Below are 21,349 nucleotides of genomic sequence, written 5' to 3' on the forward strand. Positions count from 1 at the left end.
CGTGTTCGCCAAGGTGCTCGTCGCCAACCGCGGGGAGATCGCGCTGCGGATCATCCGCGCCTGCCGCGAGCTCGGCATCGCCACGGTCGCGGCGTACTCCACCGCGGACGCGCACTCGCTGCCGGTCCGGTCGGCCGACGAAGCGGTCCGGATCGGCCCCTCGGCGGCGCGGCAGAGCTACCTCAGCATCCCCAACATCATCGGAGCCGCCCGCAAGACCGGCGCCGACGCCATCCACCCCGGCTACGGCTTCCTGTCGGAGGACCCCTACTTCGCCGAGATCTGCCAGGAGCACGGCATCACCCTGATCGGCCCGCCGCCCGGGGTCATGGACGTGCTCGGCGACAAGGCGAGCACCCGCCGGGTCATGCGCGACGCGGGCCTGCCGCTGCTGCCCGGCACGTTGTCGCCGGTGGCCTCCGCGGGAGAGGCGGAGCGGATCGCGGGGGAGATCGGCTACCCGGTCATCATCAAGGCGTCCGCGGGCGGCGGCGGCAGCGGCATCACCGTCGTGCGCGACCCCGGGAGCCTGCCCTCGGCGCTGGCCGAGACCAGGGCCACCGCGCAGACGCTGTTCAAGGACCCGTCGGTCTACCTGGAGAAGTACCTCAGTCCGGCGCACCACGTGGAGATCCAGGTCGTCTGCGACTCCCACGGCGGCGCGGTCCACCTCGGCGAACGCGACTGCTCGGTGCAGCGGCGCAACCAGAAGCTCGTGGAGGAGGCGCCCTCGCCGCGCGTGGACGACGACCTGCGCGCCCGGATGGGCCGCGCGGCCGTCGACGGTGCCGTGGCCGCCGGGTACCAGGGCGTGGGGACCGCGGAGTTCCTGCTCGACGACGACGGCGAGTTCTGGTTCATGGAGGTCAACCCGCGCATCCAGGTCGAACATCCGGTGACCGAGCTGGTCACCTCGCTAGACCTGGTGCGCGAGCAGATCCGCATCGCCGCGGGGGAGAGGCTGTCGGTGCACCAGCAGGACGTGCGGATGCACGGCCACGCCGTGGAGTGCCGGGTCAACGCCGAGGACCCGGACCGCGGTTTCGCCGCGACACCGGGAACGATCGAGGAGTACGTGGTGCCGGGCGGTCCCGGGGTGCGGGTGGACTCCCACTGCTTCCCCGGCTGCACCGTGCCCCCGAACTACGACTCGATGATCGCCAAGCTCCTGGTCTGGGCGGAGGACCGCGACAGGGCGCTGGACCGGATGGGCCGCGCCCTGGACGAGTACCGGGTCGAGGGCAGGGGCATGGCCACCACCATCGGTTTCCACCGCGAGGTGGTCGACCACCCGGTGTTCCGCCGCGGCGCCGCCTGCACCGACTTCGTGCGGCAGCTCCGCGAGAGCTGATCCGGCCGGTGCGGTCCGGCTCTTTCTCGATCCCGGACGCGAACCAGTCATCCTGACCGATTTCCCGTGAATCTCCCGGCACCACCATCGAAGGTGATCAAGGTTCGAACGCCAGCCACCTGCCCGCGAGGGGACGTTGCCGGAGGGAGAACAGGATGCCTGCGTTGGGGACTGCCGGCCGGGAGACGACCGCGGAGGCCGAGCCCGCCGAGAGAGAGCCGCGGACCGAGCCGGTACCGCTGGTCGACCGGTGCCGTCGTGGCGACCGGCGTGCCTGGAACGAGCTCGTGCGCTGCTACAGCCCGGTCATCTGGACCGTGGCCCGCTCCTACGAACTGTCCGCGCCGGACTGCGAGGACGTGTGCCAGCTGACCTGGCAGCGGCTCGTCGAGCACCTGCCGAGGCTGCACCGGGCCGACCGCATCCGGCCGTGGCTGGTCACCGTCGCCAAGCGGGAGGCCATCCGGAACCGGCGGGTGCGGGTCCGCACGGTGCCCGTCGCCGATCCCACCGAGGTCGGGCCCGGACGCGCGTCGACCGGTGCGACACCCGAGGAAGTGGCGGTCACCCACGATCGCGACCGGGAGGTGCTCGCCGCCTTCCGCCTGCTGCCGGAGAAGCACCAGGCGCTGCTGGGAATGCTCGTGTCCGATCCCGGTACCAGCTACGACGACGTCGCCGAGGCCCTGCGGATGCCGCGGGGGTCGGTCGGCCCGACGCGGATGCGCGTACTGGCCAGGATGCGCGACATGCTCACCTCCGAAGACGGTTCGGACCCGCTGTGAACCGCGGTCCGCGATGAGCGGCTGCACCGGAAGCCGGCCGGGGACCTCGTGGCAGGTCCCCGTGCCGTTCCGTCAGCTCGCCTTGCGCGGGCGGGCACGCAGCGCCGCGTAGCCGATCCCGTGCGCGTCCAGCAGGTCGGCCGCGACGCCGGAGGTGGTGACCAGCCCGAGCAGCAGGTGGCGGTCGTCGAGCTGCCGGTCACCCATGTCCAGCGCCTCCCGCAGGCAGCGCCGCAGCACCTCCTTGGTGTCGGCGGCGACGGGGACGTGCCCGCGCGGGCCGAAGCGCCGGCGGCGCCGGCGCGGCACCATCGCTCCGGTGCCGTGGGCGCCTTCGACGCTGCCGACGACGTGGTCCACCTCGATGCCCAGTTCGCGCAGCGCGGAGGCGTCGGACTCGGAGAGCCCGGCGCGGCGGCGGGCCGTCTCGTAGGCCGACGCGATGTCCTCGCGCCGCACGCCGTGCTCGGCCAGCAGCGCCCCGCTCGGGGTCGCCAGCAGCGCCAGCGCCAGGTGCTCCGCGGTGACCTCGGCGGCTTCGGCCCGCTTGGCCTCCTCGACGGCCCTGACGACGGTGTCGCGGGCGGTGCGCGTGAATCGCTCGAACATCGTCATGCCCTCCCGTGCTTCTTGTGGACCGCCTGCCGCGAGACCCCCAGCTCGTTGGCGACCTCCTGCCACGACCAGCCCTGGTTGCGCGCGTTGCGGACCTGCACCGACTCGAGCTGTTCGAGCAGCTTGCGCAGGGCGGCCACGGCGCGCAGGCCCGCGCGCGGGTCGCGGCCGCCCGCGGCCGAGGCCAGTTCCGTCGCTTCAGTCATGGTGTCAATGTAAGTTGACACGGGAGGGTGTGTCAACTTGCATTGACAGTGTGCTCAGCCCTCCGCGGCCGCCTTGATCTCGGCGACCGTCCTGGACATGGCGTCCTCGAGCATCGCCCGCCGCTTCGCGCCCAGGGCCGCGGCCTGGTCGTCGTCCATGCCCCGGAGGTAGCTCGCGAACCTGGAAGGCGGCTCCTGCATGCGATAGCGCTGGGTGAGCGCGCACCCGCCGCCGTCCGGCTCGATCGCGAACGACCAGACCGAGGTCTCGGCGCTCCTGGCGTAGGTCAGCACCGCCCACGCGAACTCCCGGCCCGGGACCGCGGCCACGACCTCGCACTCGGTGGTCCACGTCTCCTCGCCCGCCCGGTTGTGCCCGTGGAACCGGGACCCGACCGCGCCGGGCTCGCCAAGCACCCACTCGCCGCCGGTGCACTCCGGGCTCCACTCGCCCATGCGAGTGATGTCGCTGACGACCCGGTAGACCTCATCGGGGGACGCGTCGACCTTCGTCGTGGCCTCGATGTCGAAGGACAGATCGATCTGCTCGCTCATCTGATCAGTCTGCGCGACCCCAGGTGCCCGCGGACGTGAGAACGGCGACACCCAGCGGGTGCCGCCGTTCCCGGGGAGAGCCCCTCAGCGCTGGTACTCCGTACCCAGCGAGGTCGGCCGGTCGGCGCGGCCGTCGCCCTGCGCGGGCACCGGCGAGTGGTGGCCGTCGGTGCCGTGCCGCGGCCCGTCCTCGGCCTCGGCGACCGGCAGCTCCTCGGGCCTGCGCGACAGCGCGACGCCCGCCGCGGCCAGTCCGGCCAGCACCAGCAGCACCCACGGCCACTTCCGCCTGCGCCGCGGCTCGGGCGCGATGCGGCCGGCCAGCTCGCGGCGGGCGATCTCGGTGTTCCTGGCGAACTGCTTCCGCGCCTTGCGGCGCCGCTTGGCCAGCTGCTTGCGCGACATGCCGGTCGCCTTGCGGGCGATCAGCTCCTGCAACTCGTCGGTGTCGATGCCGCGGTTCGCCAGCTCGTACTCGGCGCGCGCCGCGGCCGTCTTCGACATCGCCATCCCGGCCCGCCCGGCTCGCGCGGCCCCGATGCGGGCCGAGCGGATCCCGGTGCCGACTGCCCTGCCCACGTTCTCGCCGGCTCGGGTCATGGTCTTCACTTCGTCCATCGTGTGCCTCCTACGCCCGGCGTTCGCCGGTCTTCGCTCTGGCGTCCAGGCGGCCCGGCCGGGTGGCGGGAACGCCTGGCACGTGACGATCAGCCCCCATACTGCACCCAGACACCACGTTCCCGCCTTTCGATGGCAGGATGGTCTGGTGGCTGAAGACAACGGATCGCTCGTTGGGACGACGTTGACCGCGACCCTGCACACGACGCAGGGCGACATCCGGGTCAACCTCTTCCCGAACAAGGCGCCCAAGACCGTCGCGAACTTCGTCGGCCTGGCCGAAGGAACCAAGGAGTACGACGCCCCGAACGCGAAGGGCGAGCGCTCCGGGCCGTTCTACGACGGGGTCATCTTCCACCGGGTCATCGAGGGCTTCATGATCCAGACGGGAGACCCGACCGGTACCGGGCGCGGTGGCCCCGGCTACCAGTTCGGCGACGAGTTCCACCCGGAGCTGCAGTTCGACCGGCCGTACCTGCTGGCGATGGCCAACGCGGGTCCCGGCACCAACGGCTCGCAGTTCTTCATCACCGTGGGCGCGACGAGCTGGCTGAACTACAAGCACACGATCTTCGGCGAGGTCGCCGACCAGGCCTCGCGCGATGTCGTCGACGCCATCGCCACGACCGCGACCGGTCCCGCCGACCGCCCGGTCAACGACATCGTGATCGAGAAGGTCGCCGTGGAGCGCGGCGAGGGCTGACGTGACGGTACCGCCGCACGGGCAGCCGACCGGTTCGGACGGGGCGCCGCCGCTGCAGGCGTGCGTGCGCCACCCGGACCGGCCGACCGGGCTGCGCTGCACGCGCTGCGAACGCCCGGCCTGCCCGGACTGCCTCCGCGAGGCTTCGGTGGGCTACCACTGCGTCGACTGCGTGCAGGCCGGGCGCGGCGGCACCCGCCAGCCGGTCACGGTCGCGGGTGCGCGACTGGCCGCCAAGCCGATCGTCGTGCCGGTGCTGATCGCGCTCAACGTGCTGGTGCACGTCTACACGTCCGTCCAGGCAGGCAGCGGGATGGACAACTTCGACTCCGACGGGTTCGCCACGTCGGCGCTGCTGCCGATCCTGGTCGCGGGCGGCCAGTGGTGGCGGCTGGTCACGTCCGGCTTCCTGCACATCGGGCTGCCCCACCTGGCGATGAACATGATCGCGCTGTGGGTGATCGGCCGGGACCTCGAACTGGTGCTGGGCCGCCTGCGGTTCACCGCGGTCTACTTCCTGTCGCTGCTCGGCGGCAGCACCGCGGTGTTCGTGTTCGGCGAGCTGGTGCAGCCGGTCGCCGGGGCATCCGGCGCGGTGTACGGCCTGATGGGCGGCATCGCGGTCGCCGCGCTGCGGCTGAAGGTCAGCCTGCGGCCGGTGCTCATCGTGATCGGCCTGAACGTGCTGCTCAGCGTCACCATCCCGGGGCTGTCCCTGCTGGGGCACCTGGGCGGGCTGTTCGTCGGTGCCGCCGCGACGGCGGCGCTGGTCTACGCGCCGAGGCAGCGCAGGCTGCTGTTCCAGGGCGGGGCGCTCGCGGCGATCTTCCTGGTGCTCGCCGTCGCGCTGGTCACCAAGGACATGTCGCTGGGCAACATGGTCTGCACCGGCTACGGCGGCGATGGCACCCGCTGCGGCGTGATCTAGTGATGTTCCAGATGTGGTTCGCCTGGCGGTGCGAGCCAGCTACCGCACCGCGGGCGGCTGACACCGCTTGTTGAACAGGGCCTAGCCGGGCCGCATCGCGTTCAGCGCCTCCGCGACCTCGACCGGATCGGCTCCGAGGTCGAGCCTGGTCAGCACCACGAGCTCGTCGTCGGCGGTGTCGATGGCGAGCACCTCTACAGTGCGGCCGAGCCGCGAGCTGCGCTCGGTTCGCACGGTCACCGCAGGCCAAGGCCAGGCCCTGCGTCCGTGCAGCCCGCGCACGGCGACGCCTTCGGCGCCGGCGCTGAGCCGCGGCCGGCAGAGCGTGGCGTAGGCCGAGGCGGCCGCGAGCACGACCACCACCACGCCGACGAACAACCGGTCCAGCGCGCTGCCGCTCAGCAGCCACCACACCGCCGCGGCGGCGGTGAGCACCCACCCGGAAGCGGCCAGGCCGACGGGTGTGGACCACTCGCGCGAAACCTCGGGCTGCACCGTTTCCGCCTCCTCATCCACCGCCCTGGTTTCACGTGAAACCAGGTTCTGACCTGCGCTGATCCGTTCAGCGAGTGAAGTTGTCCACAGGAGTTATCCCCAGTGGGGATGAGTTACACACGTGTTGTTCGGTTACCGGACGCTTTCGCCGACATGAACAGAGTGAGGCCCGAAGGTGTAGCACCTCCGGGCCCCGGTCACGTGCGGTTCGACGGCTAGCGCCAGCGCATGGTCATCAGCAGCCCGACGATCATGAAAGCGAACCCGACCGCGAAGTTCCACGCCTCCAGGTCGGCCATGAACGGGATCTTGTCGCCGGCCAGGTAGTTGACCACCAGCCACAGCAGGCCGATGACCATCATGCCCAGCATGACCACGACGTAGATCGGGTGCGACGGTCCTACCGCCTTCGCCTTCACCGGCGTGCGGCGATCAGCCACCGGGGTGGAGGAGTCCTTCTTGCGGACTTTGGACTTCGGCATGGTGTCCTCGCCAGGGGAGGCAGCGCAGCGTCGGCTGCGTGCTCGGGGGCGGCGGCCGTACCGCGCGATCCGGCCCGGAGCGGAACCGGACGCGGAGCGGCTCGTTTTCCGACTAACACGTTAACGCAATCTCGTAGCCGACCGAACACCCCTTGCGCTGGCGAGTTCGGCCGGCTCCGCAGTGGGAAGGGACACCGTGGGGTCCACCGACATCGCAGTGGCACCACCGCCGGACCGCCGTCCCCAGCGGGTCCGCGCCGCCGCCCGGGTCTTCGGCGAGGTTCTCATCACCCTCGGCCTGGTGCTCCTGTTGTTCGTGTTCTACGAGGTCTACGTCACCGACTGGTTCACAGCGCGCAAGCAGGACGACGCGAGCCGCCGGCTCGACCGGCAGTGGCAGGCTCCGGGGCCTCCGCCGCCTGCGCCGCGGCAGGGCGACGCGTTCGCCCGGCTCCACATCCCCGCCTTCGGCCCCGACTACCGGTTCACGGTCCTCGAAGGCACAGATCCGGCGACGCTCGCGGCGGGACCCGGCCACTACTCGGCCACCGCCCAGCCCGGTGAGCAGGGCAACTTCGCGGTCGCCGGACACCGCATCGGCAAGGGCGCGCCGTTCAACGACGTTGACCGGCTGCGCTCCTGCGACGCGCTGGTCGTCGAGACCGCTACGGAGTGGTACGTCTACCGCGTGCTGCCGCGGGCGGAAGAGGCCGCGGCCTGGGGTTCCCGGGCGACCGACCCGAAGTGCCGGGGCGTGGCGCCGATCGGAGTGCCCTACGACCTGGCGCTTGGCCAGCGCATCGTCGGGCCGGAACAGGGCGAGGTCATCTACCCGGTACCCGGGAGGTCACGGGACACCCTGCCGAAGGACCAGCAGACCAGGCTCATCACCCTCACCACCTGCCACCCGGAGTTCTCCGCGGCGCAGCGCCTCATCGTGCACGGGGTGCTGGTCAAGCGGTACCCGAAGGACCCGGCCGACCCCGACCTGCGACCGCCCGAACTCGAGGAGCGCTGATGTACGGCTGGATCTGGCGGCGGTTGCCGGGCCCGACCGCGGCGAAGGCCGTGCAGGCCGTGCTGCTGGTCGCGGCGGTCATCGCGCTGCTGCTGTTCGTGGTCTTCCCGCGGGTCGAGCCGCTGCTGCCGTTCAACGAGGTCACCACGCTCTGAAGGCACCCGGGCGCGCGGGGTGCCACCTGTCGGAACGTGCGCGACACCGCGGCGGCGTGCCACGTACCCTGTGGGCGTGCGCGTACTCGTCGTCGACAACTACGACAGCTTCGTCTACAACCTCGTCCAATACTTGGCGCAGCTCGGCGCCGAATGCGTCGTGCGCCGCAACGACGTCGTCGCCGACGATGAGGTGGAGTGGTCCGACGGCGTGCTGTTCAGCCCCGGACCGGGCACCCCCGACCGGGCAGGCCGCACGATGGAGCTCGTCCGGCGCTGCGCCGACGAGCGGCGCCCGGTCCTCGGCGTGTGCCTCGGTCACCAGGCCATCGGCGCCGCGTGGGGCGGCGTCGTCGAGCGCGCCCCCGAGCTGCTGCACGGCAAGGTCAGCGAGATCCGCCACGACGGCGCCGGTGTCTTCGCCGGCCTGCCGGAACCCTTCATCGCGACCCGGTACCACTCGCTGATCGTCCGCGCCGACACCATCCCGGACGAGTTCGAGGTCACCGCCCGCACCGAGTCGGGCATCGTGATGGGCATGCGCCACCGCGAGCTGCCGGTCGAGGGCGTGCAGTTCCACCCCGAGTCGGTGCTCACCGACGGCGGCCACCGGATGCTGGCCAACTGGATGGCCTCGGCCGGGAACCCGGTCGACGAGCGCGTCGTGTCCCAGCTCGAAGAGGGCATGCGCAAGGTCGCCGCGGCCGCGCGCCGCTGACCCGCCGACGCAGAAAGGGCCCCGCGAATCGCGGGGCCCTTTCCATCACGGCTTCGTTCAGGGGAACGGCGGGAAGAACCCGTCGTCGGGCTGCGTGGTCGGCGAACTGTCGTACTCGCCGACGTAGATCGTGATCGTCTGGTTTTTGCTGATCTTGTCGCCGTTTGACGGGGAGCTGCGCACGACCTTGTTGTCGAGATTGCTGTCGGTGGTCGACTCCTTCTGCTCGACGAGCCGGCCGTTCCAGCCGAGCTGCTGGAGCTGCCTGTTGGCGTCGCTGGGCGAGAGCCCGGTCAGCGAAGGCATCGAGATCTGCTGCCCGTTTGAGACGTAGACCGTCACCTGCGCGCCCGGCTTCAGCTTGGTGTCGGCCGCCGGGGTCTGGTCGACCACTATGCCGGCGGGCTCGCTGGAGTCGCGCTCCGAGCGCACGACCTTGAAACCGGCGTAGCTGAGCAGCCGATCGGCGGTCTCGTACGGCATGTTGCGGACGTCGGGGACGGGCCGCTGCTCGGCCTTCTTGCCGAGCACCACGTTGATCGTGGTGCCCTTGGCGACGGTGCCCTCCGGGTCCCACTCCAGGATCTTGTCGACCTGGCTGTCGTTGTCGACCTCGCGGGTCTTGGGGTTGTAGCCGAGCGTGAGCCCGACCTCCGACAGCTTGGCGCTGGCCTGGTCCATGGACATCCCGCGCAGGTCCGGGATCTGGACCTGCTCCGGTCCGGTGCCGAAGCAGACCCTGACCCGGTCCTGCTTCTTGTCGATCGGGACGCCCGGGTCCGGGGTCTGGTTGATGACGCGGCCGACGTCCTCCCGGCTGGACGGGCACGGGATCTGCTCCTGCCACAACCAGTTGCCGGCTGTCAGCTCGCTGAGCGCCTGGGACTTGGTCATGCCCTCCAACTGCGGAACCGCGACCCTGTCGTCGCCGGTCGGCCCGCTCAGCAGCGCGTTGGCCACCCACGCCACCAGCGCGAACACCGCGACGCAGATGAGCGTGACCAGCGCGATCATCCAGTTCTTGCGCCGCTTGCGCTGCGCCTCGGCGTCGAGGTCCTCCTCGACGGCGGGCTCCATGCTGCGGTGGCGTCCGCCCGGGGACATCATCTCGGTCGCGGGCGTCGGAGCGATCATCGAGGTCCGCTCCTCCTCCGACATGATCATCGGAGCCTTCGGCCGCTGCCCGGACAGCACCCGCACCAGGTCGGCGCGCATCTCGGCGGCCGACTGGTAGCGGTTCGCCGGGTTCTTGCTCAACGCCTTGAGCACCACGGCGTCCAGCGACGCCGGGACCTGCGGGTTGACGTCGGAAGGCTTGCGCGGGTCCTCCCGCACGTGCTGGTAGGCCACCGCGACCGGCGAGTCACCGGTGAACGGGGGCTCGCCGGTGAGCAGCTCGAACAGCACGCAGCCCGAGGCGTAGACGTCGCTTCGCGCGTCGACGGACTCGCCCCTCGCCTGCTCGGGCGAGAGGTACTGGGCGGTCCCTATCACCGCGGCGGTCTGGGTGACCGCTGCCTGCCCGTCGGTCAGCGCCCGCGCGATGCCGAAGTCCATCACCTTCACCGCGCCGGAGCGGGTGATCATGATGTTGGCCGGCTTCACGTCGCGGTGGATGATGTGGTGGCGGTGGCTGAAGTCCAGCGCGGCCGAGGCGTCGGCCATGACCTCCATCGCGCGGCGCGGCGGCAGCGGACCCTCGGACTTGACGATGTCGCGCAGCGTCCGGCCGTCCACGTACTCCATCACGATGTAGGGCAGCGGACCGCTCTCGGAGTCGGTCTCGCCCGTGTCGTAGACGGCGACGATCGCCGGGTGGTTCAGGGCGGCGGCGTTCTGCGCCTCGCGGCGGAACCGGAGCTGGAAGGTGGGGTCCCGGGCCAGGTCGGCGCGCAGGACCTTGACCGCCACGTCGCGCCCCAGCCGGATGTCCCGGCCGCGGTGCACCTCCGACATACCGCCGTAGCCGAGCGTGTCACCGATCTCGTAGCGGTTGGAGAGAAGTCGCGGTGAGCTCATCGATGCGTCGTCCCGATCCTTGTCAACGATCGTCCCATCATCATGCCGACCGGCGGTGTCACGACGTCCCCCGCTGGACGTAGTGCGCGGTCCCCCCGACTTCGGTGCTTTCGTGCGTGTTCGCGCGGTTCGTCCCTTGGACAGGACGTAGCGCAGTCTGGCCGAAACGGCCCGCGGAATCCAGGTGGTGCGCGGCCGCACCGGCCGCGACCTGCCGGGTCCGTTCTGGATCGTTATGAGGAGCACCCTGGCCGTTGCTCGTGCTGAACGCCACGGCGATGCCGATCGCGGTCAGCGCGACGACGACCACCACCGACACGGCCACCCAGATCATGGTGCGGCTGTAGCGCTGGCGGGCCGCGGGCGGCGTTGGTGCGGCCGCCTGCGGCGGGATGAGCCCCGGTGGGTAGGTGTTCTGCATTGGTGGCATGGCCGGAGGCAGCTGGTGCACGCCGGTGCCCGGCACCGGCACGCCCATCTGCTGCCGCTGCTGCGGCACGGCGAGCGCGGCCGGGGTCGGCAGCGGCAGTCCCGCGCGCACCGCGGCGACGGCGTTGGCGAACTCGCCACCGGTCGCGTAGCGGCGGCGCGGGTCCTTCACCAGCGTCGCCTCGATCAGCGCCCGCGCCCCTGGCGGCACGTCCGGTGGCAGCGGCGGCGCGACCTCGCGGATGTGCATCATCGCGACGGTCACCGCGTTGTCCGACAGGAACGGGCGGTGGCCCTTGAGACATTCGTAACCCACCACGGCCAGCGAGTAGACGTCGCTGGCCGGGGTGGCCTCGCTGCCCAGCGCCTGCTCGGGAGCGATGTAGTGGGCGGTGCCCATGACCATGCCCGAGCGGGTCACCGGTGCCGCGTCGGCCGCCTTGGCGATGCCGAAGTCGGTGAGCTTCACCTTGCCGTTCGGGGTGATCAGGATGTTGCCGGGCTTGACGTCGCGGTGCACCAGGCCGCGTTCGTGCGCGGCCTGCAGTGCGTGGCCCGCCTGCTCGAGCATGTCCAGCGCGTGCTCGACCTTGATGCGGCCCTCGCGCGCCAGGGTGGCGGCCAGCGGCTCGCCCTCGACCAGTTCCATCACCAGGTAGGCGGTGTCCTCCGGACCGTCCGGGATCGCCGCGGTCTCGCCGTAGTCGTGCACGGCGGCGATGCCCGGGTGGTTCAGCGACGCGGTGGTGCGGGCCTCGGTGCGGAAGCGGTGCAGGAACTCGGCGTTGCCGCACAGCTCCGCCTTGAGCACCTTGATCGCGACCGTCCGGTCCAGCCGGACGTCGGTGGCCTTCCAGACCTCGCCCATCCCGCCGACGGCGATGCGCTGGCCGAGCCGGTAGCGCTCGGCCAGCAACTGGCCGGTGGTCAGCACGGCTCAGCCACCCCCCTGCAGCCCGGCGCGGATGACGGCGCGGCCGATCGGCGCCGCGATCGACCCGCCGGTGGCCTCGGCGCCCTCGTCACCGCCGTTCTCCACGATCACCGCGACCGCGATGCTGGGCGCCTCGGCGGGCGCGAACGCCACGTACCAGCCGTGCGGCTTGTCGTCCGGGTCACCGTGCTGCGCGGTACCGGTCTTGGAGGCGATCTCGACGCCGGAGATCTTGCCGTCGCCCTTGGTGTTCTGCTCCGACTGCAGCATCATGTCCCGGATCGTGCGGGCCACCTCGGGCGAGACCGCCTGGTTCAGCTCCTCCGGCTGCATCTCGCTGATCGACGACTTGTCCGGGGCCGTGGTCCTGCGCACCAGCTCCGGCTTCATCAGCTTGCCGCCGTTGGCGATCGCCGCGACCATCATCGCGTTCTGCAGCGGGGTTACGCGGACGTCGCGCTGGCCGATGCCGCTCTGGTACAGCGAGGGAGCGTCCGCCATCGGGCCCAGGTCCGACTTGGCGGCGCGCATCGGCACCTGGAGGTCCTGGCCGAAGCCGAAGGCCGACGCGGTCTCGCGCATCTTGTCCGCGCCGAGCTTGCCGGCGATCTCGGCGAACGCCGTGTTGCACGAGTGGGCCAGCGCCTTGGTCAGCGTGTTGCCCTTGCAGGTGTTGCCGCCGTAGTTCGGCAGCGGAGTCCTGGTGCCGGGCAGGGTGATCGACGGCGCGTCGGTGACCTGGCTGTTGGCGTTGTAGCCGTTCTGCAGGGCCGCGGCCGTGGTGATCAGCTTGAACGTCGAGCCGGGCGGGTAGATCTCGGAGACCGCGCGGTTGAGCATCGGGTCGCCCTTGGCCTGCGACGCCTCGTTCCAGCCCGCCAGCGCCTCGGACTTCAGGTGCGAGGCCAGCCTGTTCGGGTCGTAGGACGGGGCGTTGGCCATCGCCAGGATCGCGCCCGTCTTCGGGTCCAGCGCGACCACCGAGCCCTGGAAGTTCTTGCTGGTCAGCTGCTCGTAGGCGACCCGCTGCATCGCGGGGTTGATGGTCAGCTCGACGTCGCCGCCGCGCGGCGGCTCACCGGTGATCATGTCCGAGAGCCGGTCGAACGCAAGGCTGTCGTCGGTGCCGTTGAGCAGGTTCATCTGCGCCCGCTCGACGCCGTTGGCGCCGTAGACGAACGAGTAGTACCCGGTCACCGGGGCGAACGCCGGCCCTTCCGGGTAGGTGCGCAGGTACTTCAGCTTGTCGTCGGTCTCCACCGAGTTGGCCAGCGACTGGCCGCCCGCGATGATCTGGCCGCGCTGGCGGGAGTACTCGTCGTAGAGCGTCCGCGTGTTGCCCGGACCGTCCCGCAGCTCGTCGGCCTTGATCACCTGGACGTAGGTGGCGTTGCCCATCAGCAACACCACCATCACCATCATGGCCAGCGCCACCCGGCGCAGCGGCTTGTTCATCGGGGACGCTCCACCAGTTCGGTATGTGCTTCGGCGATCGGAGCCTGCTTGGGCTTGGGCTTCGACGGGGCCTGCGGCCGGCGCGCGGCGTCGGAGATCCGCAACAGCAGAGCGATCAGGATGTAGTTCGCCAGCAATGACGAACCACCGTATGCCAGGAACGGAGCGGTCAGACCCGTCATCGGGATCAGCCCGGTGACGCCGCCCGCGACGACGAACAGCTGCAGGCAGACGGTGAACGCCAGTCCGCCGCCGAACAGCTTGCCGAAAGAGTCGCGCACGGCCAGCGCGGTGCGCAGCCCGCGCATCATCAGCAGCAGGTAGACCATCAGCAGCGCCATCAGCCCGACCAGGCCGAGCTCCTCGCCGATGGCGGCGATGATGAAGTCGCTGGCGGCCCAGATCGTCAGGTCCGGCCTGCCGCCGCCCAGACCCGAGCCGAAGATGCCGCCGCTGGCCATGCCGTAGAGGCCGCCCCGCAGCTGGAAACCCGGGTCGACGTCCTCGCCCGCGGTGGCCATCGGGTCCAGCCAGGTGTTCACCCGGCCCTGGACGTGGTCGAAGAGGTTGAACGCGATGAAGCAGCCGATCGCGAACAGCGACAGGCCGAGGCCGACCCACACCGCGCGCTCGGTGGCGATGTAGAGCATCACCAGCACGATGCCGAAGAACAGCAGCGAGGTGCCGAGGTCCTTCTCCAGCACGACGATGCCGATGGACAGCAGCCACGCCACGATCACCGGCATCAGGTCCCTGGCCCGCGGCCAGTCGATGCCGAGGAAGCGGCGGCCCGCCGTGGTGAACAGCTCGCGCTTGGACACCAGGAAGGACGCGAAGAAGATCAGCAGCAGCAGCTTGGCGAACTCGCCCGGCTGGATCGACTGCCCGCCGATGTTGATCCACAGCTTCGCGCCGTTGACCTCCGAGATGCTGCTCGGCAGCAGACCCGGCAGGGCCAGCAGCGCCAGGCCGACGAACCCGCAGGTGAAGCTGTAGCGGGCCAGCGTCCGGTGGTCCTTGACCAGCGCCAGCACCAGGATGAACAGCACCACGCCCACGGTCGCGAACATGATCTGCTTGCCCGTGAACGGCGAGCCGGTGACCTCCTCGAAGTCGAGGCGGTGCAGCAACACCAGTCCCATGCCGTTGATCAGCGACACCAGCGGCAGGATCAGCGGGTCGGCGTACGGCGCCCACCTGCGCACAGCGAAGTGCGCCGCTCCGAACAGCGCCAGGAACGCGGCACCGTAGTAGAACAGCTCGCGGCTGATCGTCTGCTCGCGGCTGATCTGCACCAGCATGATCGCCACGGTGATGATCACCGCGGAACAGATGAGCAGGAACAGCTCGGTCCCCCGACGGGTGGGAACCCCGGGTTCCGGGGTGTGGCCGCTGGGGGTCTGCGTTCCGGCTGCGGCGGCCGGCTGTGACATCAACTCACCGTCCGGCAGGTGACGCCCGGCTTCTGCTCCTGCTGCTGCAAGGGGGTGTCTTCAGGGCTGGGCGGTACGTTCGGCTGGTTCGGGTCCGGCGGCGGCGGGGGCTGGCCCGACGCCGGCGGTGTGGGCGGGGTCTGGCCCGGCGGGGGAGGCACGTTCGGGTCGGGCTGCGGCTTGGGCTGCTCGCACTCGGGCAGCAACGCCGTCATCCGCAGGCGGTGCATAGCCGCCTGTGCCGCTTCCAGCCCGTTGACCTCGGTGATCCCGTTGCGGATGTCCGCGCGCTGTGCTTCCTGCAGGTCCTTGATGTTGATCGGATCGCAGGTGGGGGGCGAGCCGGCGGGGCAAGAGTCCTCGACCTGAGTGCTCAGCGGCACGCCGAGGACGTTGCCCTGCAACCCCTGGAAGATCACCACATCATCGGCCTGGTTGACCCCGATGTAGTACTGGTTGAGCATCCACCAGCGCCCGGCCAGCGCTGCCCCCGCGAGCACGACCAGCACGCCTGCGACGACCAGCACCGAACGCAGCCAGCGCCTGCGGCGCCGCGGTTCGGGTGGCGGTGACGTGGGCTCGTACCGCTGCGGCTGCGGCCTCGGCATGGTCGCCGCCGAGGCTCGTGCCGCCGAGGAATCCGGCTGTGGATGCTCATCGCCATTTCCCGCGGCCCCCCCGACGATGGGGGCGTCCTCACCGAACTCCACGTCGACGACGTCGGCGATGATGACGGTGACGTTGTCCGGACCGCCGCCCTTGAGGGCGAGCTCGATCATCCGGTCCGCGCACTGCTGCGGGTCGGCGATGCGCAACGCCTCCGCGAGCGTCTCCTCGCTGACCGGTCCGGTGAGGCCGTCGGAGCACAGCAGGTAGCGGTCTCCGGCGCGGGCTTCCCGGACGGCGAGGCTCGGTTCCACCTCGTGGCCGGTCAACGCCCGCAGCAGCAGCGAGCGCTGCGGGTGGTTGGCGGCCTCCTCCTCGGTGATCCGGCCTTCGTCGATCAGCGACTGCACGAAGGTGTCGTCGTGGGTTATCTGGGACAGCTCGCCGTCGCGCACCAGGTAGGCGCGTGAGTCGCCGATGTGGACCAGTCCCAGCTTGCTCCCCGCGAACAGCACGGCGGTGAGGGTGGTGCCCATCCCGTCGAGGTCCGGGTCGCCTGCGACGAGCTCGGAGATCGCGCTGTTGCCGGACAGCACCGCGTCGCGGAGCTGCCCGAGCAGGTCGTCGCCGGGCTCGTCGTCGTCGAGCGGCGCGAGCGCCGCGATGACGACCTTGCTGGCCACCTCACCGGCGGCATGGCCTCCCATGCCGTCCGCGAGAGCGAGTAGTCGTGGGCCGGCATAGACCGAGTCCTGGTTGTTGGATCGCACCAGGCCGCGGTCGCTGCGGGCTGCGTAGTGAAGGACGAGGGTCATGAGCGCAGCTCGATCACCGTCTTGCCGATTCTGATCGGAACTCCGAGCGGGACCTTGGTCGGCCCCGTGACCTTCGCCCGATCGAGGTATGTGCCGTTAGTGGAGCCTAGATCCTCCACGTACCAGTCGGCGCCGCGGAGCGACAGCCTGGCGTGCCGGGTCGACGCGTAGTCGTCGTCGAGGACCAGCGTGGAGTCGTCGGCGCGGCCGATCATGATCGGCCGGCCTTCCAGCGAGATCCGGGTGCCCGCGAGAGCCCCGTGGGTCACCACCATCTGCCGGGGTGCCCTGCTCTTGCCGCGGGCCTGCTTGCCCTGGACCCTGCCCGAACCCGGCATCGGAACGCGCATGCCGGACGCCGAGTAGAGATCGGAGCGAACCACGCGCAGCGCGGCCAGCACGAACAACCAGAGCAGGGCCAGGAACCCTGCTCTGGTCAGCTGTATAACCAGCTCTGGCACTTGTTGTGAACGCTCCTACTCGTGTCTGGGGCGTTGTTACCCGGGGGACCGGCTCAACCCTGGCTGCGGAAGACCAGGGAGGAGTGACCGACCCGGATGACGTCGCCGTCCGCCAGCTGCCAAGTCTGCACCGGGGTGCCGTTCACCGTGGTGCCATTGGTCGAACCGAGATCCGCCAGCATCGCGCTCTGCCCGTCCCAGGTGATCTCGATGTGCTTGCGGGACACACCGGTGTCGGGCAGCCGGAACTGGCCCTCCTGGCCGCGTCCGATCACGTTCGAGCCGTGCTGGAGCGTGTAGGAGCGGTTCGAGCCGTCGTCGAGCTGCAGGGTCGCGGTGAGCTGGCGCGGAGCGGCCTCGGGGTAGCCACCGGGCGCGCTCGGCGGGTATGCGCCGCCGGGCTGCGGGGCGTAGCCCTGCTCGGGGAAGCCGCCGGGCTGGCTCGGCGGGTACGCACCGCCGGGCTGCGGGGCGTAGCCGCCCTGGTCGTAGCCGTACTGGCCCGGCTGCTGCGGGTAGCCCTGGTCGTAGCCGGGGGGCTGCTGGCCGTAACCCTGGTCATACCCGGCCGGCTGGCCGTAGCCCTGGTCGTAGCCGGGGGGCTGCTGCCCGTAGCCCTGGTCGTAGGCCGCCGGGGGCTGCTGGGGGTAGCCGCCCTGGTCGAAGCCGCCGGGCTGCTGGGCGTAGCCCTGGTCGTAACCGGCGGGCTGGCCGTAGCCCTGGTCGTAGCCGGGCTGCGGGGCGTAGCCCTGCTGGGGGTAGCCGCCCTGGTCGTAGCCGGGGGGCTGCTGGCCGTAACCGCCCTGGTCATACCCGGGGGGCTGCTGGCCGTAGCCGTAGTTGGGGTCTTGCCCGTACTGGCCTTGGCCGTATCCCTGGTCGTAGCCGTACTGCCCCTGCTGCTGGCCGTACGGGTCTCCCTGGGGGTAGTGGCCTGGTGGCTGGCTCATGGGTCGGTCTCCTGCGGTACGAGGTGTTGCCGGCCGTCGGCTTACGTCGGGGTCGACGGACGATCTGATTCGAAACTGTCCCGTGTGCAGCGTTTCAGAGCGCTCCAGGGAGACTACGACGTCACCATATGTGTCCCACCCCTGCTCGGTGAGGTGCTCCTGAACGCAGTCGGCGAGGAGGTCGGTAACCCGGTCCTCCTCACCGGCGAGCCGTTGGTGGTCGGGGGTGCTCAGCTGCACAACGTAGTGATTGCAGGCGAGCAACCGTCCCCCGGCGAGCTCGCGGATCTGCAGCTCGGCTTCCCGCTGCAGAGCCTGCGCGACCTCCTGGGGGACGACCTTCCCACCGAAAACGCGCGCGAAGCCATTACCGACGATGCCTTCGAGCCGGCGCTCGAAGCGCTGCACGAGGCCCACGACAATCCCCTCCACGCGAACGACTCCACCGACCATCGTATCTGGGTCAACGGGCCGGGACACCGCCCAGTTCCCAACTGGGGCGCCCCCCTGCGGAAGACGCTTGTCAGGGGGTGTTAGGCTGCTCCAGCCAACAGGGCAGCGGGTCCGGTGGAGACGGGTCGAACCGACTACACCGACCCCGGTGCCAGGGGCCGAAATCAGTCAGTGTAGAGTTCGGCTCAAGCCACGGGCGAGTGGCGGAATGGCAGACGCGCACGGTTCAGGTCCGTGTGTCCGTAAGGACGTGAGGGTTCAACTCCCTCCTCGCCCACTCGAAGTGAGGCCCCCACCGCGAGGTGGGGGCCTCACTGCTTTCCGGGGCCGTCTTCCCGGGCACGTCGCGTCGGCGACCGGTGCCCAACCCCACTGAGGCGCATGTCATAGATCGACATCGGAAGCGCTGCCGTTGGTGAAGCTGGTCTCCTCGGCATCGCACCAGATGTCGGCGCACATCACGCGGCCGAAGATCGAGCCCTTCCACCTCGGTGGGCCGCCGGGGTGTTCCCCGTGCGTTTCCGTTCGGCCGTCCGGGTTTCAGCGGTGGTGGGGGACCACGAGGTCGGTGACGACGGCGGCGTGGTCGGAGTAGAAGACGCCGGGGCCGTGTTCGGGCATGCGCTGGTCGACGACCTCGCTTCGTTCCACGCGGACGTCGCCGCGGGCGAAGGTGAAGTCGATGCGCTGCGGGGTGATCATCCGCTCCGCCGGCTGCGGGCTCCACGTGCTGCCCGGTTCGGCGCACACGTCGGGGTGGGCGGTGCGGTAGGTGTCGGCGAAGCCGGCGGCGGTCACCGCAGCGGTGGCGCCGAGCGGGTAGCTCATGCCCAGGTGGCCCGTGCACGCCGCGTGCTCCGGCCGCCAGTCGTGCGCGGCGAGGGTGTTGAGGTCGCCGCCCATCAGGACGGGATCGGTGTTGCCGCCCAGCATCGCGGGCAGCTGCGTCCGCACGATGTCGTCGATGTGGCGCTGCTGCTCGGTCTCCGCGCGCTGGATGTCGGCCCCGCTGTGCCGCGGCGGGACACCGGTCCGGATCGCCGCCGCGTTGTCGTCGACCAGGTAGCCGTTCCACGGGTCGCTGTAGGGCAGCCAGACGGTGAACAGGTTGAGCTCCGTGCCCTCGGGGAGCCGCACCCGCGCCCCGCCGAAGTTGAAGTCGTCGACGACGCCGCCTTGCGGAGCGGGATACCGGTGGCTCACCGGGAAGCGGGTGAACAGCCACAGGTTGTCCTCGCCGGGCGGCCGGTCTGTGACCCGGACACCGGTGTAGGCGCCCTTGCCTGCCCGCTGGCTGAGGGCGCGTTCGATGTCCGGACCCGACCCGTAGGTCTCCACGGTGAAGAACACGTCGGGGCGCACGGCGACCACCTGGTCGAGCAGGTTCGGCAGGTTCTGGGGCCCGTACTCGCGCCCGCCGTGCAGGATGTTCCAGGTCAGCACGCGCACCTGGGTGCCCGTCGGCTCCGCCTCCGGTGCGGCCGCGGCCGGGAGCGCGCCGAGCCCGGCGATCGTCGCCGCGAGCAGTGCGGCCAGCCTTCGCATCAGCGTCTCCCCGTTTGTCCGGTGTGGACGGTTCAGGCCCGCCGGTACTGGGCGGGCGAGTGGATCGTGGCCGGGTCCTCGTACGAGCCGGGCCTGCCCCGGTCGACGTGGAAGGTGGTGAGGGTGGAGACCGGCGACCGCGGGTCGTCGCGGTCGGCCACCACCCGCATGTGCGTGCTCCACCTGCGCGGCGTCACCTCGTGGACGTCGTAGCCGTAGCGGTTGCCCTCGAAGTACTTCAGGTGCGGGTTGGCGCCGCCCATCACCGGTCCGTTGGTGCGGTTCCACTCGGCGTCGTAGCCGCTGGAGGAGACGGAGTGCGCGGTGAACTCGGTGCCGATCACCGGCGCGTCGGGGTCGTCGAAGTCCGGGCGGACGTCGTCGACGAAGGCCGAGTGCCAGTCGCCGGTGACCACCACGAGGTCGGGCATCCCGGAGTCGTGCACGTGGGTCAGGACTTCCCTGCGCTCGGCGAGGAACCCGTCCCACTGGTCGGTGAAGTAGTAGCCGCCGCCGGGCTCGGCGAGCTGGCTCAGCATGATGGAGTTGACCCAGCAGTGCCACGAGTCGGGCGCGGCGTCGACCCGCTGCTTGAGCCAGTCCTTCTGCTCCTGTCCCAGGATCGTGCCCTGCGGCAGGTTCTGCGCGGACCGGTACTGGCGCAGGTCGAGGATGGTCAGCTCCAGCAGGTCGCCCCAGTGGCGCTGCTGGTGGATGCGCGGAGCCCGGGCGTTCGCCGAGCGCACCGGCATGTGCTCGAACCACGCCTGGTAGGCCGCGGCCCGCCGTTCGCGGAACGGCTTGGAGGGTTCGGTGCCGCTGTAGTCGTTGACCACCTCGTGGTCGTCCCAGGTCAGGAACCACGGGTGGGCGGCGTGCGCGGCGCGCAGCGACGGGTCGCCCTTGTAGAGCGCGTGCCTGCGACGGTAGTCGCTGAGGGTGCAGACCTCGGGGCCCTCGTGGTCGCGGACGTGCTCGCCGCCGACCTGGCCGTGCTCATAGATGTAGTCGCCGAGGTGGACGACGAAGTCGACGTCCTCCGCGGCGATCCCGCGGTGCGCGGCGTAGAACCCGTCGTGGAACGCCTGGCAGTTGGCGGCGGCGAAGCGCACCCGGCCGAGCGGTCCGACCGGTGCGGTCCGGGTGCGGCCCAGGCGGCTGGACCTGCCCTGCGCCGCGAACCGGTAGAAGTAGCGGCGTCCGGGTTCCAGGCCGCCGACATCGACGTGGATGCTGTGCCCGAACTCGGCGCGGGCGGGAGCGGCCCCGCGCGCGACCCGGTTCGAGAGTCCTGGATCGGTGGCCACGACCCACTCGACCTCGACGGTGTCCGGCAGCGGCTGGGAGTCGGCGAGCGGTCGCGGGGCCAGCCGGGTCCACAGCGAAACGCCGTCGGGCAGCGGATCTCCGGAGGCGACGCCGAGGGTGAACGGCGGTTCGTCCCAGGTCGCGCCCAGCTCGTGGGCCGCGGCGTGCGCCTGCGCGGGCGAGAGCCGGGAGCTCAGCGGCCAGGCCGCCCCGAGGGCACTCGCGGCGACCGCGCCGCGCAGCAGGTCTCTCCGGTTGGCTCGCATGTCCGTCCCCTCGCGGTCGCCTGCCCGCGCGCGCCGCGGGCCTCCA

Annotated in this window: 22 protein-coding genes and 1 tRNA gene; 8 read left to right on the forward strand and 15 right to left on the reverse strand. The window is 70.8% G+C overall.

The genetic code is table 11. The features are described from left to right. Position 1 precedes the first annotated feature (1 nt). Positions 2–1,351, forward strand: a complete 1,350-nt coding sequence (accC, locus tag HUO13_RS00140; protein WP_211902552.1) for an acetyl-CoA carboxylase biotin carboxylase subunit — start codon at positions 2–4, stop codon at positions 1,349–1,351. Positions 1,352–1,506: 155 nt separating this feature from the next. After that, positions 1,507–2,136 carry an RNA polymerase sigma factor gene (locus HUO13_RS00145; protein ID WP_211899506.1) on the forward strand — a complete coding sequence of 210 codons (630 nt, stop codon included), beginning with the start codon at positions 1,507–1,509 and terminating at the stop codon, positions 2,134–2,136. Positions 2,137–2,208: 72 nt separating this feature from the next. Here HUO13_RS00145 and HUO13_RS00150 read toward each other — a convergent pair whose 3' ends face one another. The 4 genes from HUO13_RS00150 to HUO13_RS00165 all read right to left on the reverse strand — a co-directional run bounded on the left by HUO13_RS00150 (position 2,209) and on the right by HUO13_RS00165 (position 4,130). Next, positions 2,209–2,745 carry a Clp protease N-terminal domain-containing protein gene (locus HUO13_RS00150; protein ID WP_249124355.1) on the reverse strand — a complete coding sequence of 179 codons (537 nt, stop codon included), beginning with the start codon at positions 2,743–2,745 and terminating at the stop codon, positions 2,209–2,211. Positions 2,746–2,747: 2 nt separating this feature from the next. Beyond that, complete coding sequence (locus HUO13_RS00155) at positions 2,748–2,957, reverse strand: helix-turn-helix domain-containing protein (RefSeq protein ID WP_211899508.1); 210 nt, start codon at positions 2,955–2,957, stop codon at positions 2,748–2,750. A gap of 54 nt (positions 2,958–3,011) precedes the next feature. Beyond that, positions 3,012–3,512, reverse strand: a complete 501-nt coding sequence (locus HUO13_RS00160) for an SRPBCC family protein (RefSeq protein WP_211899509.1) — start codon at positions 3,510–3,512, stop codon at positions 3,012–3,014. An 84-nt stretch (positions 3,513–3,596) separates the two neighbouring features. Continuing rightward, positions 3,597–4,130 (reverse strand): hypothetical protein, encoded by a 534-nt coding sequence (locus tag HUO13_RS00165; RefSeq protein WP_211899510.1) that lies wholly within the window; start codon positions 4,128–4,130, stop codon positions 3,597–3,599. A 148-nt stretch (positions 4,131–4,278) separates the two neighbouring features. Here HUO13_RS00165 and HUO13_RS00170 point away from each other — a divergent pair, with 148 nt between their 5' ends. Continuing rightward, entirely contained in the window at positions 4,279–4,833 is a 555-nt protein-coding gene (locus HUO13_RS00170; protein ID WP_211899511.1) for a peptidylprolyl isomerase, read from the forward strand. A 1-nt stretch (position 4,834) separates the two neighbouring features. Next, the gene (locus HUO13_RS00175; protein ID WP_211899512.1) at positions 4,835–5,761 is read left to right on the forward strand and encodes a rhomboid family intramembrane serine protease; all 927 of its coding nucleotides are present in this window, start codon (positions 4,835–4,837) and stop codon (positions 5,759–5,761) included. A gap of 81 nt (positions 5,762–5,842) precedes the next feature. Here HUO13_RS00175 and HUO13_RS00180 read toward each other — a convergent pair whose 3' ends face one another. Together HUO13_RS00180 and crgA are read right to left on the reverse strand one after the other, a co-directional pair. Further along, entirely contained in the window at positions 5,843–6,256 is a 414-nt protein-coding gene (locus tag HUO13_RS00180; protein ID WP_211899513.1) for a PH domain-containing protein, read from the reverse strand. Between the two features lie 215 nt (positions 6,257–6,471). Further along, the gene (gene crgA / locus HUO13_RS00185; protein WP_211899514.1) at positions 6,472–6,738 is read right to left on the reverse strand and encodes a cell division protein CrgA; all 267 of its coding nucleotides are present in this window, start codon (positions 6,736–6,738) and stop codon (positions 6,472–6,474) included. Positions 6,739–6,934: 196 nt separating this feature from the next. Between crgA and HUO13_RS00190 the strand changes: the two genes are divergently transcribed. The 3 genes from HUO13_RS00190 (at position 6,935) to HUO13_RS00200 (ending at position 8,629) form a co-directional block, all read left to right on the forward strand. Further along, positions 6,935–7,756, forward strand: coding sequence for a class E sortase (locus HUO13_RS00190; RefSeq protein WP_211899515.1), 822 nt, complete (start codon positions 6,935–6,937; stop codon positions 7,754–7,756). Further along, entirely contained in the window at positions 7,756–7,911 is a 156-nt protein-coding gene (locus tag HUO13_RS00195; RefSeq protein ID WP_009945648.1) for a hypothetical protein, read from the forward strand. The genes HUO13_RS00190 and HUO13_RS00195 overlap by 1 nt, the downstream gene beginning before the upstream one ends. A gap of 76 nt (positions 7,912–7,987) precedes the next feature. Beyond that, the gene (locus tag HUO13_RS00200; RefSeq protein WP_211899516.1) at positions 7,988–8,629 is read left to right on the forward strand and encodes an aminodeoxychorismate/anthranilate synthase component II; all 642 of its coding nucleotides are present in this window, start codon (positions 7,988–7,990) and stop codon (positions 8,627–8,629) included. Positions 8,630–8,686: 57 nt separating this feature from the next. Here HUO13_RS00200 and pknB read toward each other — a convergent pair whose 3' ends face one another. From pknB to HUO13_RS00235, 7 genes are read right to left on the reverse strand one after another with little or no spacing between them, the layout of a single operon-like run. After that, complete coding sequence (pknB, locus tag HUO13_RS00205) at positions 8,687–10,648, reverse strand: Stk1 family PASTA domain-containing Ser/Thr kinase (protein ID WP_211899517.1); 1,962 nt, start codon at positions 10,646–10,648, stop codon at positions 8,687–8,689. Positions 10,649–10,706: 58 nt separating this feature from the next. Then, complete coding sequence (locus HUO13_RS00210) at positions 10,707–12,011, reverse strand: serine/threonine-protein kinase (protein ID WP_211899518.1); 1,305 nt, start codon at positions 12,009–12,011, stop codon at positions 10,707–10,709. A 3-nt stretch (positions 12,012–12,014) separates the two neighbouring features. After that, a complete protein-coding gene (locus HUO13_RS00215) occupies positions 12,015–13,466 on the reverse strand; it encodes a peptidoglycan D,D-transpeptidase FtsI family protein (protein ID WP_211899519.1) in 1,452 nt (483 codons plus the stop codon). After that, positions 13,463–14,899: an FtsW/RodA/SpoVE family cell cycle protein gene (locus HUO13_RS00220; RefSeq protein ID WP_211899520.1), complete on the reverse strand. Its 1,437-nt coding sequence runs from the start codon at positions 14,897–14,899 to the stop codon at positions 13,463–13,465. The genes HUO13_RS00215 and HUO13_RS00220 overlap by 4 nt, the downstream gene beginning before the upstream one ends. Next, positions 14,899–16,320: a PP2C family protein-serine/threonine phosphatase gene (locus tag HUO13_RS00225; protein ID WP_211899521.1), complete on the reverse strand. Its 1,422-nt coding sequence runs from the start codon at positions 16,318–16,320 to the stop codon at positions 14,899–14,901. The genes HUO13_RS00220 and HUO13_RS00225 overlap by 1 nt, the downstream gene beginning before the upstream one ends. Next, complete coding sequence (locus HUO13_RS00230; protein ID WP_211899522.1) at positions 16,317–16,781, reverse strand: FHA domain-containing protein FhaB/FipA; 465 nt, start codon at positions 16,779–16,781, stop codon at positions 16,317–16,319. The genes HUO13_RS00225 and HUO13_RS00230 overlap by 4 nt, the downstream gene beginning before the upstream one ends. A gap of 53 nt (positions 16,782–16,834) precedes the next feature. Next, positions 16,835–18,148 (reverse strand): FhaA domain-containing protein, encoded by a 1,314-nt coding sequence (locus HUO13_RS00235; protein WP_282976992.1) that lies wholly within the window; start codon positions 18,146–18,148, stop codon positions 16,835–16,837. Between the two features lie 230 nt (positions 18,149–18,378). On the opposite strand from HUO13_RS00235, the gene HUO13_RS00240 reads away from it, so the two are divergent. Further along, a tRNA-Leu gene (locus tag HUO13_RS00240) sits at positions 18,379–18,461 on the forward strand. Between the two features lie 263 nt (positions 18,462–18,724). On the opposite strand, the gene HUO13_RS00245 is transcribed toward HUO13_RS00240, so the two are convergent. Next, on the reverse strand, positions 18,725–19,729 hold the full coding sequence (locus HUO13_RS00245) for an endonuclease/exonuclease/phosphatase family protein (protein ID WP_211899524.1): 1,005 nt from the start codon (positions 19,727–19,729) through the stop codon (positions 18,725–18,727). 32 nt (positions 19,730–19,761) lie between these two features. Continuing rightward, on the reverse strand, positions 19,762–21,303 hold the full coding sequence (locus tag HUO13_RS00250; RefSeq protein ID WP_211899525.1) for an alkaline phosphatase D family protein: 1,542 nt from the start codon (positions 21,301–21,303) through the stop codon (positions 19,762–19,764). Positions 21,304–21,349 lie beyond the last annotated feature (46 nt).

The organism is Saccharopolyspora erythraea (assembly GCF_018141105.1).
Classification (GTDB): Bacteria; Actinomycetota; Actinomycetes; order Mycobacteriales; family Pseudonocardiaceae; genus Saccharopolyspora_D; species Saccharopolyspora_D erythraea_A.

Coding starts and splice junctions, on each gene's coding strand:
- HUO13_RS00145 (WP_211899506.1), top strand. CDS start 1,507: ATGCCTGCGTTGGGGACTGCCGGCCGGGAGACGACCGCGGAGGCCGAG.
- HUO13_RS00150 (WP_249124355.1), bottom strand. CDS start 2,745: ATGTTCGAGCGATTCACGCGCACCGCCCGCGACACCGTCGTCAGGGCC.
- HUO13_RS00155 (WP_211899508.1), bottom strand. CDS start 2,957: ATGACTGAAGCGACGGAACTGGCCTCGGCCGCGGGCGGCCGCGACCCG.
- HUO13_RS00160 (WP_211899509.1), bottom strand. CDS start 3,512: ATGAGCGAGCAGATCGATCTGTCCTTCGACATCGAGGCCACGACGAAG.
- HUO13_RS00165 (WP_211899510.1), bottom strand. CDS start 4,130: ATGGACGAAGTGAAGACCATGACCCGAGCCGGCGAGAACGTGGGCAGG.
- crgA (WP_211899514.1), bottom strand. CDS start 6,738: ATGCCGAAGTCCAAAGTCCGCAAGAAGGACTCCTCCACCCCGGTGGCT.
- HUO13_RS00195 (WP_009945648.1), top strand. CDS start 7,756: ATGTACGGCTGGATCTGGCGGCGGTTGCCGGGCCCGACCGCGGCGAAG.
- pknB (WP_211899517.1), bottom strand. CDS start 10,648: ATGAGCTCACCGCGACTTCTCTCCAACCGCTACGAGATCGGTGACACG.
- HUO13_RS00215 (WP_211899519.1), bottom strand. CDS start 13,466: ATGAACAAGCCGCTGCGCCGGGTGGCGCTGGCCATGATGGTGATGGTG.
- HUO13_RS00220 (WP_211899520.1), bottom strand. CDS start 14,899: ATGTCACAGCCGGCCGCCGCAGCCGGAACGCAGACCCCCAGCGGCCAC.
- HUO13_RS00225 (WP_211899521.1), bottom strand. CDS start 16,320: ATGACCCTCGTCCTTCACTACGCAGCCCGCAGCGACCGCGGCCTGGTG.
- HUO13_RS00245 (WP_211899524.1), bottom strand. CDS start 19,729: ATGCGAAGGCTGGCCGCACTGCTCGCGGCGACGATCGCCGGGCTCGGC.
- HUO13_RS00250 (WP_211899525.1), bottom strand. CDS start 21,303: ATGCGAGCCAACCGGAGAGACCTGCTGCGCGGCGCGGTCGCCGCGAGT.